The sequence below is a fragment of the Bdellovibrio bacteriovorus genome (genome assembly GCF_001592755.1).
GTDB classification, from domain to species: domain Bacteria; phylum Bdellovibrionota; class Bdellovibrionia; order Bdellovibrionales; family Bdellovibrionaceae; genus Bdellovibrio; species Bdellovibrio bacteriovorus_E.
The window spans coordinates 13,523-29,184 of the sequence record NZ_LUKF01000018.1 but is presented as its reverse complement, the minus strand read 5'-3'; the positions used below and the strand labels follow the sequence as shown (position 1 = coordinate 29,184).

The window sequence follows — 15,662 nt, the reverse complement described above, 5'->3', positions numbered from 1 at the left end:
TCCCTATGAGGGGGTATCAGATGATTCGTCTTGTGAAAAGCATCACAACAACCACGGCGATTGCAGCTTTAACTGCGAGTGCCGCTAGTGCCGGAACTGTTCTTAAGTTGAACAGTGGTGCGGTTGACACTACTAAAATCTCTAACAACTACGCAGCTTCTTGGATGATGGAAACTCAACCAACGGAGTATATCGTTCAGTTTAAAAAGGCGATCACTGAAGCCGACAAAGCTAAGTTGAAAGCTCAGTTTGAAGTTTTCGGCTATCTGCCTGAAGATGCTTTGGTTGTGCGCAGTACTTATGCAAAACTTCTTAGCTTCAAAAATTCTCACCCAGAAGTTCAAGCGGTGGTTAAATATTCTGCTTCTTACAAAGTCAGCAGCTCATTTGATGTGGCGAGCGTTTTCAACAAAGACACGGTTCAATCTGTTCTTGTGAAAACATTTAAAGCATCAGATGCAGATCTTGTGGCTTCAAAAATGGCGGCTTTAAATCCTAAAGTAGAACTTCAAGTTGTTGACGGAAACTCAGTGATGGCGCTAGTTCCTCGCGGACTTGTTTCTCAAGTAGCGGCTTTAACAGGTGTTGAGCACATTCAACCAACTCCTGAAATTGAATCCTTCCATTTCGTGATGGATCAAGACTTGGCAGCGGATGTTCATGCAACAGCTGCGGGCGATTATTCAGATCTTACTGGTGATGAGCCAGGAACACGCGTGATGAAATTCCAAGCGGCTTGGGCGCAAGGTTTCACAGGTCGTAACCAAATCGTATCTATGGCAGACACAGGTTTAGATTCTGGAAACGTGAATGCGATTCATGGGGATTTCGCGGGTAATGTGATCTCAGGATATCCTTTCGGTCTTTGGTCAAAAACTTGGGATGATCCCATGGGACATGGAACCCACGTTGCGGGTTCGGTGATGGGAAATGGAAAAGCTTCCGGTGGACTTCTTAAAGGGGGCGCTTACGAAGCAAAAATGGTGGCAGAAGGTATGTGGTCGCCAATGCTTAAGAACTTAAGCGTTCCTTCAAAATTAGGTGATTTATTTGCAAAAGCACAAACTGATGGTGCCAGCATCCACACGAACTCTTGGGGTGGCGCGCGTACTTTCGGTGCTTACGATAACTTTGCCGTTCAAGTAGATACTTGGTTGTACGACAACCCAGACATGCTTGTTCTTTTCGCGGCGGGTAACAGCGGCGCGGATAAAAACAAAGATGGTCGTATTGATGCGAACTCTATGGCTTCTCCTGGAACAGCGAAAAACGTTCTTACTGTTGGCGCTTCTGAAAACGTGGTTACAACAGGTGGTATCCAAGTTCCTATCAGCAAATTAAGAGCCGCTAAAGACGAGTGGCCGTCAGAGCCTATCTATAGCGACTACATCTCTAATAATGAAAACGGTATTGCGATGTTCTCTTCACGTGGTCCTACTTCGGATGGCCGTGTGAAACCAGATATCGTGGCTCCAGGCACAAACATCTTGAGTGTGAAGTCTCAACAAAAAGACGCTTCTGAATTATGGGGCGCTTATAATAAAGACTATGTTTGGTCGGGCGGTACTTCGATGGCGACACCTCTGACGGCAGGTGCTGCAGCCGTAGCTCGTCAGGTGTTGATTGAAAAGTTGAACATTCAAAAACCATCAGCGGCTTTGATGAAAGCGACAATGATTCACACAGCTGTGGATATGTATCCAGGTCAGTTCGGTGAAATCGGTGCTTCTCGTGGGCAAGAGATTTTGACTCGTCGTCCAAATTCGGATGAGGGTTATGGTCGCGTCGACGTTCAAAACATCGTGAACTTGGGATCCAAAACTCAGTTCATCGACAACCGCCAAGGCGTGGCGCAAGGTCAGGAAGTTTCTTACGAGTTCACTTTAGCTCGTGAAGGAAAGCTTTACGCAAACCTAGTTTGGACAGATGCTCCGGGTTCAGCGAATGCGGCTCAAGCTCTGGTAAATGACTTAGACTTAGTTTTGACTCTTCCAAATGGACAGACTCTCAGCATGAATGATCACGTCAATAACCTTGAAATGATCGAAAAGTCCGGTCTTCCGGCTGGATCTTATAAGCTCACTGTAAAAGGCTTTAAAGTTCCGCAAGGTAAGAATGGCTCGCAAGCTTACGCTCTTGTTTACACTGCAGCGGAACTCTAGTTTGCTAGTTTAAATAGCTGAAATGCTTACGAAAAGGCTTGGGTTTTCCCAGGCCTTTTTTGTTCTGAAAATCCCTCTGAAAATATTTCCTAACACCCCGCTCTCGTTTGATAACTTGCGTCAGATTTGATAGAACAGACGAGGTTGAAACTCTGTCCAATTAAGGGGGAGGTCGAATGCAGACGTTTAATGTTGGTGATAATGCTGTTTATCCCGGCTATGGCGTTGTTAAAGTGGTTTCTATTGAAACCAAAGAAATGTTGGGAACGAAAACAACATTCTACAACATGCAACTGGTCGACACTGGCTTAAAAATCATGATCCCTACTACGAACGTAAAATCTGCGGGTCTTCGTCCTATTATCTCTAAAGACGAAGCCAACAAAGTCGTGGGCATTCTTAAAGAAAAAGACATCAAAATCGACAATCAAACTTGGAACCGCCGTTACCGTGAGTACATGGAAAAGATCAAAACAGGTTCCGTTTTCGAAATTGCTGAAGTTTTACGCGATTTATTCCTTTTGAAAGCGGATAAAGAGCTTTCTTTTGGCGAGCGCAAGATGCTTGATTCTGCGCGCAGTCTTCTTTTGAAAGAGCTGACTTTGGCGACCAGCCAAGAAGAGCTTTTTATGGAAGAAGAAGTGAAAGCCATCTTCGGAATCACAGGCTAGTCGGTCGATGAAAAGGGCCCATCTGACTGCGTTGTCGGGGGTCCTCCTTCTCTCCAGCGTACTTTAAGTACGCTTTCGTTTCGGAAAACCCCTCCGCCTTGCATATGAACCCTTTTGATCGACCTTGATGTGGTGGACTTCGTTATAAAAAGAATATAAGTTTTAGGCTTGGTTTTTAACCAGGCCTTTTTTGTTTGTGCCTCGGCAACTTGGAGTTCTCATGACCTCAAAAATTTCACCGCATCCTCGCGTTCGTTTTGCGCCTTCTCCGACGGGTTATTTGCACGTTGGTGGAGCTCGTACCGCTCTTTACAACTATCTTTTCGCTAAGAAAAATGGCGGCGAGTTTATTTTGCGTATTGAAGACACCGATGAGGCTCGTTCGACGGAAGAATCTTTGCGTGGTGTGGTGGATGACCTCGTGTGGTTGAATCTTCTTTGGGCGGAAGGCGTGGATCCAAAAACTTTGAAAGATGTGGGACCTTTGGGGCCTTACCGTCAAAGTCAGCGCCAAGATATTTACAAAAAATATGCGGATCAGCTTCTAAATGCCGGTAAAGCTTACTACTGCTTTTTGACTGACGAAGAAATTGAAAAGCAACGTGAAGAGGCGAAAGCGGCAGGCCGTTCTCCGCATGTGAATTCTCCTTACCAAGATTGGCCTTTGCAAAAAGCTTTAGAACATATCGAAAAAGGCAATAAAGGGGTGGTTCGTTTTAAAACCAAAGGTTTGGCGAAAGACTACACTTTGAATGACTTGGTTCGTGGCGAAGTGAAATTCCCTTCAGATATGGTCGGGGACTTTGTTCTTCTGCGCTCTGATGGTATGCCGGTTTATAACTTCTGCTGTGTAGTTGATGATCACTTGATGAAGATCACCCATGTTTTCCGTGCCGAAGAGCATCTGCCAAACACGCTTCGTCAGATGATGATTTACGAAGGTTTGAACTGGCCTCTTCCTGAATTTGGTCATATGGCTTTGATTCTGGATGAAGACCGACAGAAGCTTTCAAAACGTAAAGGCGCGGTGGCTTGTGGTCTTCTAAAAGAAGAAGGTTACTTAGCTTCTGCGGTTTTGAACTTCATTGCTCTTCTGGGTTGGTCTCATCCGGAAGGTAAAGAGATCATGTCTGTTGATGACATGATCCAGGCTTTTGATATTTCTCGTTTGAACCCGTCGGGTGCGATCTTTGACCGCGTGAAGTTTAAATGGATGAACGCGCAACATTTGCGGGCTCTTCCAAATATGGAACTTTGGAATGCGATTCAACCGTTCTTGGCGCGTGAAAAAATGGAACTTCCGCAAGATCCGGTATGGCAGGATAAATCCATCACAGTGTTTAAGCCTTACATGGAAATTTTGTCGGATGCGATTGAGCTTTATAAACCACTGAATGACAAATCTTACGTGATTCTTCCGGAAGCGGAAGAGGCGATGAAGTGGGAAAGCACGAAAGCAGTATTGACGGCTTGGAAAGAGCTAGTAAGTGCTCATACGTCTGATTACATGACGGAAGAAGAGTTCTTGAAGATCCAAGATGAAGTGAAAAATAAAACGGGTGCAAAAGGTAAAAACCTTTTCATGCCGATTCGTGTGGCGGTGATCGGGAAGCCTCATGGTGCAGAATTAAAAATCCTAGTACCATTGATGAAAAAAGATTCTTTGATCGCGCGTGCTGAAAAAGCCTTGGCTCAATTATAGGTGAAAGATGTCGTTAAAGATTTACAACTCTCAGTCTAAGCAGCTTGAAGACTTTGTGCCCCTGACTCCGGGTCAGGTGAAAATGTATGTCTGCGGTCCGACGGTTTATAATTTTCTTCATGTCGGGAACTTCCGTGGGGTTGTCTTCTTTAATTTGGTTCGCAATTGGCTAGAGTCTTCTGGTTACAAAGTCGACTATGCTTTGAACTTCACTGACGTGGACGACAAGATTATCAATCGTGCTCACGAATTGGGTATGGATCCTCACGCGTTGTCTGAAAAGTACATCGTCGAGTATAAAAAGGATTTTGCCTCTTTAGGTCTTCGTCCTCATGATCACAATCCGAAGGTGACTGAACATATGGACGGCATCGTCGATATGGTGAAGACTTTGGTGGATAAAAATATCGCCTACGAAACTCAAGGTGATGTGATGTATTCCATCGCGGCTTTTGATGGCTATGGTAAGTTGAGCGGTCGTAATCCTGAAGAGCTTCAAGCCGGCGCTCGCGTGGATATTGATGAAAAGAAACGAAATCCAATGGATTTTGCTCTGTGGAAGGCGGCGAAGCCAGGTGAAGTTTCTTGGCCTTCTCCGTGGGGACCGGGGAGACCTGGCTGGCATATCGAATGCTCGGCGATGATTCAAAAAATCTTCGGTGATCAGATTGATATTCACGGCGGCGGTATGGATTTGATCTTCCCGCACCATGAAAACGAGATCGCGCAAAGCGAAGGCTGCACCGGTAAGCACTTTGTAAAATACTGGATGCATAACAATATGCTAAACTTCGGCGGACAGAAAATGTCGAAGTCATTAGGTAATGTCGTGACGATGCGTGAGTTCTTAGAAACGAACAACGCGGAAATCTACAAGTGGATGGTTCTTTCTGTTCACTATCGTACGATGAGTGATTTTAGTGATGCGGCTGTGGAAAGAGCGGTGTCAGGCTTAGCGCGCATTTATTCCGCACTTTCTTTGGCGGATGAGTATGTCGCTGAAGGTGTGGCACCAGATGCCGGATTTGAAAAAATCACGCAAGAGGCCTGGAAGAAAGTGGAAGCGGCTTTGAATGATGATTTCGGAACACCCGAGGCCTTTGCTTCTTTGTTCGAAGTTGTGCGCCAGTTTAACTCGCAAGTTCGTCGTGGTATGAAGTCCAACCCGGCAGTGCAAGGGAAGGCCGTCGCATTTAAAAACTTTGTTGCTAAACTCGGTCGTCTTTTAAGCCTGTTCCAAGAACCTGCGGGTTCTTTCTTAATCAAGCTTGATGATATGCTGCTTGCAAAAATGAACGTGAAGCGCGCGGATGTGGATGCTTTGGTTGCAGAACGCACTCAGGTGCGTGAGGCCAAAGACTTTGCAAAATCCGATGAACTTCGTGCGAAACTGACGGGAATGGGAATTTCTGTCAGCGATACACCGACAGGAAGCTTCTGGGAAGTGACTAAATAATCTAAAAAACGCCAGCTTAGCCTGGCGTTTTTTCATAATGGGCTGTGAGTTTGCAGCTCTCTGATTAATCCTCTGTAATTTCCGTGTGCCTTCTTTCCTTTGATTTTGAATCGGATAAGATCCCGTCATTCAAAATCAAAGGAGCTTTTTATGCGTCTTTTAATTGCTGCTATCTTATTGGCCTCTTCTTGGGCTCAAGCCCGCACGTTGTCTTCAGTCGAAGAGAAAATAAATCCCTCTTCCATCGATCAAGTGATTCGTTTGGTGGATAAAGATTCTCCGGGGTCTTCAAACTTAAAGGTTTCTGTTGTCGTTACTGATTACGGGATGAGCACGGATGTGTCTCCAAGACACGCGATCTATCTGACGTTAGCAAGTCTTGCGGAAATGGGAAATATTTTTGCTGAGTTCAGAATTACGGAAGAGGCTTATAAGTTTATTTCGGCTCAAAGAATTGCTGCCGGCATTTATGAAGTGAAGGCGCAAGTGTATGATGAGACTTTCAAAGAAGTGACTTATACGATTGATGCGACAAAGATGTTCAGTGATGAGCGTAAACTTCGCAGTAATTGCGGAAGTGCTTTCTGTGATGGGTTCTTAACGACGACGGTGGATGTGAAAGAGGTGGCTAAATAGCCGCTCGTGATTCTTATGAAAACTTTTCTGGTAAAAAGGGAGCTTCGTGCTCCCTTTTTATTTTGCTTAAAGGCCAGCGACGATGGATTGAAGATCCGGGATGTCCGCGAGCTTTTTGCCTTTCACGACGGCCTTCGTACTTTTGCTAACGACACCGAAAGGGATATTACCCCACCATTTTTCTACGATAGAGCCATCTGCATTTTTCGTCGTCATTTTGCAAGTATCATAAGTGCCAGCCGGAGGAGCTTCGACTTTTTCTAAGATACCTCCATTAGTCACGCAGTTAGCAAGAATCTGCTTAAAGCGCTCTGGGGAATAAAGATCCGTCACTTCCAGATGTTCAGAAACCACGTCATTTCCCATCGTGGCTTCGTATTTGACGGTCCATTTCTTAGTGTCTTTATCGAACTTAACAACTTCTTTTACAATGCGCACAGATTTTTGAGTGCCATCACGTTGTTGAACCGTGCCCGTCCATTGAACTTTGTCTCCCACGCTGGGATATGCCCAGGCTTGCAGGGAGAACGAAGAAACCACCAAAGCGGAAAAGAGTTTATAAAGTTTCATCATGCCTCCTGTATGGGATCCAGAATCGCATGGGTTTTTCAGAGGGGGAGCTATTCTTTAGTGGGTTTGCAATCATACAAAGAAAGGCTCAGCATTTAGTCTGAGCCCTTATGAAACTGCAATAGATGTAAACGAAAATCGGGCTTATTCCAGGGTGAGCACGTGGGTTTTAACCTGCTCGATATCTTTGTCATCCATCCATTGCTCGCGGTATTTGCCTTCGATAAAAAGATGGACCTGATCTTTATAGAACGGGGAAAGCATGTGACCGGAAATCCCAATAGGATTGATGCCCCAGCTTTTTTGAGGTGAGGCGAAGTCAATGATTCTGCGAGTGGACGGACCCGCGACGACTTTAAAGTCTCCACCCATGCCGCGCATTTTGTTGTTGTTGATTTCATTGTACGCCCCGGGAATGGGGTAGGGACCTAGGTTGAAGACTTTGTTTAAAGGTGCAGTTCTGCCTAGCGGATGTATGTATTCAACAGTATGTATCGTACCCCAGCTTTGGTTCTGTACTTTTTCAACCGCTTTTTTGAAGCCTGCGGTGATCACTTCAGCTCTTTTCAAGTCTTTCCACCAAGGCGAAGTTTCGTTCAAGATCGTACGACGATAGAATTGCCAAGCGTAAGGGGTGTTAAGGAAAGTTTTGCGTTCCTCTTCTGAAAGTTTCTGCAGCAGAAGCTGGATGTTTTCGCTATTCCATTGGTGGTAAAGACTTGCGGCTGTCGACGAAATATCGGATCGATGATTCCAATCTTTAAGATCTTGCAGGGCTTTTTCGTGTTTTTTATTTTCTTCTGGTGATAATTGAAGATCTGCCAGAAGTTTTTCTAAAATTTCTGCAGTAAAGGTGTTGAAGTTTTCAGTTTGCAGGGCCTTAAACTCTTCTGCATTCCACACATCTTTTTCGGAAAGGGCCTTAACGATAGTTTGATAGCGATCATCGGCCTGGAAGTCGCCGCGGATGTTTGCCGGAAGGCTGTCAGGACGTGAGTTCGCGGTCACAATAAACCCTGAGGGCGGATTTACAGAGTGGGGTTTTTCGTTCCACTCCAAAAGACGAAGATATTCATCGTCGCCAGAGGCTCCGTCAAAAAGCATATCGGAATTAGGATTCTTTTTAACAGCGATATCGCCAAACACCCACCACGCAATGTTATCGGCGTCGGCGTACATTACGTTAAGTCCAGGCGCTGTCGCTGATTTCAGTGCTGACTCAAACTCTGTAATGCTTTTCGCTTCGCCCATCAGGCGCAAAGCTTTCATGGGGTTGTTTTCTTTTCTATGAAAAGCCCACTTCAACGCTAAATTTTTCTCAGTAAAGATTCCGTCCATCAAGGGCCCGTGCGGAGTTTCAATCATCGGCAAAGTGACGTCGATGCCATCCTTCACTTTGATAACTTCGTTCCACTCTTGGTAGCCGACAGGTTTTTTATTGAAGAGAACCGTTTTTTGCTCACTGTTCAAAGTTTCGCGATAAAGATCCATGTCATCGGAAAGAGACATAGTGAAACCCCAAGCATGATGACGGTTGTGTCCTAAGATCGCAAAGGGAACGAGTGGAAGATAGTGACCGTAAAGTTCAAACTCAGGGGTTTGAATGTGTGCTTCCACCCAAACAGCGGGAAGGGCATAACCAATGTGGGGATCGTTGGCGAAAATACTTTTTCCTGATTGTGATCTGCTGGGGGCAATCAGCCAGGCGTTACTTCCTTCAAAGTGCGGAGTAAATAATCCTTCGGTAAGAGCCGGCAATGCGAGGCTGTTGCTGACAATCTTCAGTGGCGCGGTTAAGGGATTGTTTCTTAAAGCCTGAAACTGTTCTTCAGAAAGTTTTTTAGCTAATTCTGACATCAGGGGATCCGCTTTTAAAGCGATGCCGAAACTATAAGCCATGTGGCCTGTCATAACGTAAGCGTCCAGAGGCGTGAAAGGACGGGGCTTCAACCCCAGTATTTTCATTTCAAAAGGCAAGGGACGGGTTGCTACGTATTGATTAACACCGTCGAAATAGGCTTCCATCTCGCTCCACAGGCGTTCGTCGAAAGTGCCTGTTTCTTTTTCGTGTTTGAGCATGCGTTCTACAGCAGGTTTAATCATGAGGCTGCGATAAAGTTTGTCGCTCGTAAGCGCTACTTCTCCGAAAGCTTCGCTCAGTTCTCCTTGAGTCATGCGGCGAGAAAGCTCCATTTGAAAAAGTCGCTCACTGGCCATGACAAAACCCAGTGCTCTCAAAGCATCGATTTTATTTTGTGCTTTGATATGCGGAATTCCGAAGGCGTCACGAGTGACCGTCACGGGGGCAGACAGTCCTTGAATTTTTAGTTGTCCATCCATGGGCGCCACGGATTGCTTCATAAAAAAGTAGACGGCAAAGACAGCTATACAGATCAGAGCGGTAAGAACGAGCAGAATTCGCTTTAAGTTTTTCATAGTAAAACTCTCGAACGGAGCTCAGCTCGAAGCAAGGGACTTTCCATGTCACTATGCAGAAATGAAGGGCTGGACTTTGGATTGACGCAACGTAGACCCAAAAAAGAAGCAGGCACCTTTCGAAATTATGCTATGCTCGAAGGGATGGCCTCTGCTTATAAAAAGAACTTTCAACTAGTCTCTGAGTATAAACCTTCTGGGGATCAGCCTCGTGCGATTCAGCAGATGATGGAAAACTTTGATGCTGGATTAAAACATCAGACACTTCTGGGTGTGACAGGATCGGGAAAAACTTTTTCGATGGCGCACACTATTGCAAAACTCAATCAGCCAGCGTTGGTGCTTGCTCCAAATAAAACTTTGGCGGCCCAGCTGTATGCAGAGTTTAAAGAACTCTTTCCGCACAATGCGGTCGAGTACTTCGTCAGCTACTACGATTATTATCAGCCAGAAGCTTATATTCCGTCGACGGACACTTACATCGAAAAAGACTCGGCGATCAATGAACAGATCGATCGTATGCGCCACTCGGCAACGCGTTCGTTGTTTGATCGTCGCGATGTGATCATCGTCAGTTCGGTTTCTTGTATTTACGGTTTGGGTTCTCCGGAAGCTTACGAAGGCATGATGATTCAAATCGTTTCAAATACGGAAATGAAGCGTGATCATTTGATTCGTGAATTGATCCGCATTCAGTATCAACGTAACAACGTGGATTTTTCGCGCGGAACTGTGCGCGTTCGCGGCGATAATGTCGAGATCTTTCCTTCTTACGAAGAAGACCGCGCCGTGCGTGTGGAATTCTTTGGCGACTTTATCGAGCGTCTTTCTTGGATTGATCCGTTAACAGGTCAGGTTCTAGAAGAGCTGGATCAAATCGGTATTTATCCGGGAAGCCATCACGTCACCAGTGACGACAACTTAAAGCGCGCGATTCGCACGATTCAAGATGAACTGCGCGAACGCCTGGTTGATTTGAATAAAGAAATGAAGTTCTTAGAAGCTCAACGTCTCGAGCAAAGAACTTACTACGATATCGAGATGATGGAGCAAATGGGTTTCTGTCAGGGGATCGAGAACTATTCTCGTCACATGACAGGTCGTGGGCCGGGGGAGCCACCTCCGACACTTTTAGAATACTTCCCGAAAGAATTCGTCACCTTCATCGATGAGTCACACGTGACCGTGCCGCAAATCGGCGGCATGTACCGTGGGGACCGCGCTCGTAAAATGACTCTGGTCGAACACGGTTTCCGTTTGCCTTCGGCTTTAGACAACCGACCTTTAAATTTTCAAGAATTTGAAACAATGATGGATAAGGTCGTCTATGTATCGGCGACACCGGGAACTTACGAGCTGCAAAAATCCGAAGGTATCATCGTTGAGCAGATCATTCGTCCGACAGGCTTGATTGACCCCGTTGTTGAAGTGCGTCCGGTCAAACACCAGGTCGATGATTTGTTAAAAGAGATCCGTGATCGTATCAAAAAGAACGAGCGTGTTCTTATCACGACGTTGACGAAGCGTTCAGCGGAAGATTTGACTGAATATTATGAAAATCTAGGCATTAAAGTTAAATATCTGCACAGTGAAGTTCAGACGGTAGAGCGTACAGAAATCTTACGCGATTTGCGTTTGGGAGTTTTTGACGTTCTTGTGGGTATCAACTTGTTAAGAGAAGGTTTGGATATTCCAGAGGTCAGTCTTGTTGGTATCACAGATGCCGATAAGGAAGGTTTTTTGCGCTCAGAGCGTTCGTTAATTCAAACTATTGGCCGAGCCGCTCGTAACTTAAATGGGCATGTGATTCTTTACGGAGACAGAATCACGGAGAGCATGGAAAAAGCCATGGGTGAAACCGAGCGTCGCCGCCGCATTCAGCAAAAATATAATGAAGACAATGGCATCACTCCGCAATCGATTCGTAAAAGAATCAAAGAAGGTTTGGGCGAAGTCTTTGACGGAACACTGGCTGGCGGACCTCTTCAAGGGGAAAATAAGACCGCAGCCGTGGTTACGAAATTCTCAAATCAACCCGATAAACTTCAGGAAGAAATTGCTAAGCTGCGCGCGAAGATGAAAAAACTTTCAGCAGATCTTGAGTTTGAGGAAGCGGCGAAAGTCCGCGATGAAATCAAGCGTTTGCAAATCATTGAATTGAATATCCGCAGCGGTGAAGTGGAGCAGACAAGCGCAGAGGTCCTCAAAGATGGCCTTAAGTAGAAATCATCTCAAACAACCCTCCTCTGACTGCGTTGCTCGTCGTCGACGTACGAGATGTACGCCTTCCTCCTCGCGCCTTGCAGCGGAGGGCCTGATATGATTTCTAAGTTCGAGGAAGTGCGCGATAAAGTCAGGGAGTTCCCGGTACAAAGCGGGGTCTATCTGATGAAGGGTCATGCCGATAAGATCATTTATATCGGTAAGGCTAAGAATTTGCGCGCGCGTGTTCGAAGCTATTTTACCGATAGCAAGGATCATTCACCAAAGACGCGGTTGTTGGTTCAGAATATTCATGAAGTTGAATACATTCTGACTAAAACCGAAGTCGAAGCTTTCTTATTGGAAGCTTCGTTAATTAAGAAACATCGTCCGAAGTACAATATACGTCTTCGTGATGACAAAGCTTATCCTTACATTCGTTTTACCTGGGCTGATGATTATCCTCGTCTTTACGTTGCTCGCAAAGTAAAGAAGGATGGGTCGCTTTATTTTGGTCCTTATACTTCTGGATTTGCGGTTCAAGGCACCATTCGTTTTTTAAATCGGACTTTTAAGATTCGTGATTGCACCGATGCGGTTTTTAAATCTCGCACGCGGCCTTGTATGACTTACCAGATCGGTCGTTGTACGGCGCCTTGCGTGGAGTACATCAATCAAACGGATTACCGTGAAGAAGTCGAAGGCGCGAAGCTCTTTTTGAAAGGGCAGAATAAGAAAGTCGTTAAATCCATCACGGAAAGAATGATGGTTGCCGCTGAAGAAGAAAAATTTGAAGTGGCGGCCCGTCTGCGCGACTCGGTTCAAGCGATTAAAGCCATTTTAGAAAAACAGGCCGTTATCAATGACACTTCTGAAAAAGATCAGGATGCGGTGGGTTTCTTTGGTGATCATCGTGGTTGCTTGGTGGAAACGGTGCATGTTCGCTCGGGAAGGGTGATTGGAACTCGGTCTCACTTCTTACCTCACTTTGATCCAAATGATCCGGCGGAAGATCCACGAGAATGGCTGGTGGATTTCCTCAATCAGTATTACGAAGACAACTTTATCCCGGATGAAGTTTTGTTGACGGTGGATATCGGCAATGACTTAACGAAATTGATGGGCGAAGTTTTGAAAGAACGCTCGGGCAATAAAGTCGTCGTTCGATTTGCTACCGATGAGCGTGGTCGCAATTTGATCGACATGGCTAATGAAAATGCCAAGTCTCACTTCTTGAAATATGTTTCTAAGTCGGAAGAAAAACTTCGCGGTCTAGACGAAATCAAAGAAAAACTGTCGTTGCCAGAACTTCCACGTCGTATTGAGTGTTATGATATTTCGACCTTCCAAGGTGCTGAAACCGTTGCTTCGCAAGTGGTTTTTGAAGATGGTGTTCCGGCAAAAGAACATTACCGTCGCTATAAAATTAGAACGGTTCAAGGTATCAATGACTTTGCTTCGATGTATGAGGTTCTCAGCCGTCGATTTAAGCACACTGAGTATGAAGATCCGCAACTTATTGTGATTGATGGTGGTAAGGGGCAATTGACTCAAGCCATTCGTATTCTACAAGAAATTGGTCGCAGCGATATCCCCGTTGTGGGGTTGGCGAAGGCGCGGACGGAAAGTGACTTCCAAAAACAAGAAGTGGAGTCCACCGAAGAGCGCTTCTTCCTGCCTAATAGGTCTAATCCGGTGATCTTTAAACATAACGCCGAGGCCTTGCATATTCTGACAGGCATCCGTGACGAGGCCCATCGTTTTGCCATCACGTACCATCGTAAGCTTCGTGAAAGCAGTTCTTTGGAAAGTGAACTGGATTATGTTGTGGGATTGGGCGAAAAAAGAAAGAAAGTTCTTTTGACTCGCTTTAACTCTATTGATGAAATCAAGGGTGCCGTACCTGAAGAAATTGCGACTCTTAAAGGGTTCAATCGTGTACTGGCGGAGCGCATTCTGCTTCAATTGAATGAACCAGATGATGAAGATGCTGAGGTTGAAGAGTGAAAAGTCATGCCCTGTTAGTAGGTTTGGGAATATTCTTAAGTCGTATTGCAGGGCTGGTTCGTGAAAGAGTTTTCGCTCATTTCTTTGGAAACTCGGATGCCGGGGATGCGTTTAAAGCCGCCCTTAAAATTCCCAACTTCCTGCAAAATCTTTTTGGTGAAGGTGTTCTTTCCGCAAGCTTCATTCCGGTCTATGCCCAGCTCTTAGCAAAAAAACATGACGAAGAGGCCGCAAAGGTCGCATCTGTTATCGGCAGTCTTTTATTCTTGATGACGTCTTTTTTGGTTTTGGTGGGCGTCTTTGCAACTCCATTCTTAATTGATCTTATTGCTCCCGGTTTCCAAGGTGAAAAACGCGCATTGACGATCCAGATCGTGCAAATTCTTTTCCCAGGCACGGGATTCTTGGTCATGTCGGCATGGTGTTTAGGGATTTTAAATTCGCACCGTAAATTTTTTCTTTCGTATGTGGCTCCAGTTATTTGGAACTTGGCAATCATCTTTACATTGGTGATGTGGGGAAGTAAGCAAGGGCAGTATGATTTAGCCGTGACCGTTTCCTGGGGACTCGTTGCAGGAAGTTTTTTGCAATTTGCGATTCAATTGCCTTCAGCGCTTCGTTTAGGAAAAAAGATCTTTCCGTCATTGGATTTAAAACTAGGCAGCGTTCGTTCGATCACGAAAAACTTTGCTCCCGTGGTGGTTTCTCGCGGTGTGGTTCAGATCAGTGCTTATATCGACAATATGTTAGCGAGTTTATTGCCGACAGGTGCGGTTTCGGCTTTGGCATATGCACAGACACTTTATCTGTTGCCGGTAAGTTTGTTTGGTATGAGCGTGTCCGTCGCCGAGTTGCCAGCAATGTCTCAAGCAACTGGTTCTGATCTGGAAATTAAAGAGTACTTACAAAAACGTCTGAACCGCGGGCTAGAGCAAATTGCCTTCTTTGTCATTCCCTCTGCCGTGGCGTTTTTCTTCTTAGGTGATTTGATTGTCGGCGCCGTTTTCCAAACAGGGGAGTTCCAAAAAGAAAACACCGATTTCGTATGGATGGTTTTGGCGGGTTATTCCGTGGGGCTTTTAGCAACGACCTTAGGCCGCCTGTATTCGTCGACGTTCTATTCATTGAAAGACACAAGAACCCCACTGCAATTCGCGATCATTCGCGTGATCTTCACAACAATCTTGGGTGTGATCTTCGCGTTCTACTTACCTGAAACCTTGGGCTTCGAACGCCAGTGGGGAACGGCGGGCTTGACGGTATCTGCAGGTTTAGCTGGCTGGATTGAATTCTATTTCCTCCGCAAAGCATTGAACAAAAAAATCGGCCACACCGGATTAAAAATCCCATTCCAAATCAAAGTATGGTCCGCCGCTATTATTTCCGCATTATCCGGCGCCGCTATTGCTCGCTTCGTTCTGCAATCCGATCTCCACGTTATCATTAGAGCCGCCATCGCTCTTTCAATCTACGGCTTATTGTACTTCGGCTTAGGATACCTTTTCAAAATCGAACAAACCAAATCCGTCGCAGATAAAATCCTGCGCCGATTAGGAAAATAGATTTTAGTTGTGGTTCCCCTTCTATGTTGGCCGTTAGAAGGTCGTGACAACACGGTTTATGGCAAAAGCTCGTATACCATCGCTGTATGCCAGAACATAATCGAAGGCCCCGTCGGTTGTGGGATCAACGGCATGTTGTAAATTTCTATCCGATAATGCTGGCTTATTAATTTCATCTCAGGATAGTCTTAAGTTTCAAGAAGAAGAACGCTCTTTGGCTACTTCAAGACAGATTGACGCACCCTAAATTCCTGAACA

10 protein-coding genes are annotated in these 15,662 nt (G+C 45.5%); 8 read left to right on the top strand and 2 right to left on the bottom strand.

Annotation, left to right across the window (positions count from 1 at the left end):
* Window positions 1–20: 20 nt before the first annotated feature.
* The 5 genes from AZI85_RS14295 (at window position 21) to AZI85_RS14275 (ending at window position 6,627) form a co-directional block, all read left to right on the top strand.
* A complete protein-coding gene (locus tag AZI85_RS14295) occupies window positions 21–2,162 on the top strand; it encodes a S8 family serine peptidase (RefSeq protein ID WP_063244712.1) in 2,142 nt (713 codons plus the stop codon).
* Window positions 2,163–2,338: 176 nt separating this feature from the next.
* Window positions 2,339–2,833, top strand: a complete 495-nt coding sequence (locus AZI85_RS14290) for a CarD family transcriptional regulator (RefSeq protein WP_063208489.1) — start codon at window positions 2,339–2,341, stop codon at window positions 2,831–2,833.
* 220 nt (window positions 2,834–3,053) lie between these two features.
* Window positions 3,054–4,535: a glutamate--tRNA ligase gene (gene gltX, locus AZI85_RS14285; RefSeq protein ID WP_063244711.1), complete on the top strand. Its 1,482-nt coding sequence runs from the start codon at window positions 3,054–3,056 to the stop codon at window positions 4,533–4,535.
* A gap of 7 nt (window positions 4,536–4,542) precedes the next feature.
* Window positions 4,543–5,991 (top strand): cysteine--tRNA ligase, encoded by a 1,449-nt coding sequence (gene cysS / locus AZI85_RS14280; RefSeq protein ID WP_063244710.1) that lies wholly within the window; start codon window positions 4,543–4,545, stop codon window positions 5,989–5,991.
* A 150-nt stretch (window positions 5,992–6,141) separates the two neighbouring features.
* The gene (locus tag AZI85_RS14275; RefSeq protein ID WP_063244709.1) at window positions 6,142–6,627 is read left to right on the top strand and encodes a hypothetical protein; all 486 of its coding nucleotides are present in this window, start codon (window positions 6,142–6,144) and stop codon (window positions 6,625–6,627) included.
* A gap of 66 nt (window positions 6,628–6,693) precedes the next feature.
* Here the strand turns inward: AZI85_RS14275 and AZI85_RS14270 are convergent, their stop codons facing one another.
* Both AZI85_RS14270 and AZI85_RS14265 read right to left on the bottom strand, forming a co-directional pair.
* A complete protein-coding gene (locus AZI85_RS14270; RefSeq protein ID WP_253721008.1) occupies window positions 6,694–7,200 on the bottom strand; it encodes a DUF333 domain-containing protein in 507 nt (168 codons plus the stop codon).
* Window positions 7,201–7,341: 141 nt separating this feature from the next.
* The gene (locus AZI85_RS14265) at window positions 7,342–9,633 is read right to left on the bottom strand and encodes a penicillin acylase family protein (RefSeq protein ID WP_253721007.1); all 2,292 of its coding nucleotides are present in this window, start codon (window positions 9,631–9,633) and stop codon (window positions 7,342–7,344) included.
* 144 nt (window positions 9,634–9,777) lie between these two features.
* On the opposite strand from AZI85_RS14265, the gene uvrB reads away from it, so the two are divergent.
* The 3 genes from uvrB (at window position 9,778) to murJ (ending at window position 15,404) form a co-directional block, all read left to right on the top strand.
* Window positions 9,778–11,856 carry an excinuclease ABC subunit UvrB gene (uvrB, locus tag AZI85_RS14260; protein ID WP_063244775.1) on the top strand — a complete coding sequence of 693 codons (2,079 nt, stop codon included), beginning with the start codon at window positions 9,778–9,780 and terminating at the stop codon, window positions 11,854–11,856.
* Between the two features lie 96 nt (window positions 11,857–11,952).
* Window positions 11,953–13,842, top strand: a complete 1,890-nt coding sequence (gene uvrC, locus AZI85_RS14255) for an excinuclease ABC subunit UvrC (RefSeq protein ID WP_063244707.1) — start codon at window positions 11,953–11,955, stop codon at window positions 13,840–13,842.
* A complete protein-coding gene (murJ, locus tag AZI85_RS14250; protein ID WP_063244706.1) occupies window positions 13,839–15,404 on the top strand; it encodes a murein biosynthesis integral membrane protein MurJ in 1,566 nt (521 codons plus the stop codon). The genes uvrC and murJ overlap by 4 nt, the downstream gene beginning before the upstream one ends.
* Window positions 15,405–15,662 lie beyond the last annotated feature (258 nt).

Excerpts from the sequence above, each read along its gene's own strand:
- AZI85_RS14295 (WP_063244712.1), top strand. The coding sequence starts at position 21 with ATGATTCGTCTTGTGAAAAGCATCACAACAACCACGGCGATTGCAGCT.
- AZI85_RS14290 (WP_063208489.1), top strand. The coding sequence starts at position 2,339 with ATGCAGACGTTTAATGTTGGTGATAATGCTGTTTATCCCGGCTATGGC.
- gltX (WP_063244711.1), top strand. The coding sequence starts at position 3,054 with ATGACCTCAAAAATTTCACCGCATCCTCGCGTTCGTTTTGCGCCTTCT.
- cysS (WP_063244710.1), top strand. The coding sequence starts at position 4,543 with ATGTCGTTAAAGATTTACAACTCTCAGTCTAAGCAGCTTGAAGACTTT.
- AZI85_RS14275 (WP_063244709.1), top strand. The coding sequence starts at position 6,142 with ATGCGTCTTTTAATTGCTGCTATCTTATTGGCCTCTTCTTGGGCTCAA.
- AZI85_RS14270 (WP_253721008.1), bottom strand. The coding sequence starts at position 7,200 with ATGATGAAACTTTATAAACTCTTTTCCGCTTTGGTGGTTTCTTCGTTC.
- AZI85_RS14265 (WP_253721007.1), bottom strand. The coding sequence starts at position 9,633 with ATGAAAAACTTAAAGCGAATTCTGCTCGTTCTTACCGCTCTGATCTGT.
- uvrB (WP_063244775.1), top strand. The coding sequence starts at position 9,778 with ATGGCCTCTGCTTATAAAAAGAACTTTCAACTAGTCTCTGAGTATAAA.
- uvrC (WP_063244707.1), top strand. The coding sequence starts at position 11,953 with ATGATTTCTAAGTTCGAGGAAGTGCGCGATAAAGTCAGGGAGTTCCCG.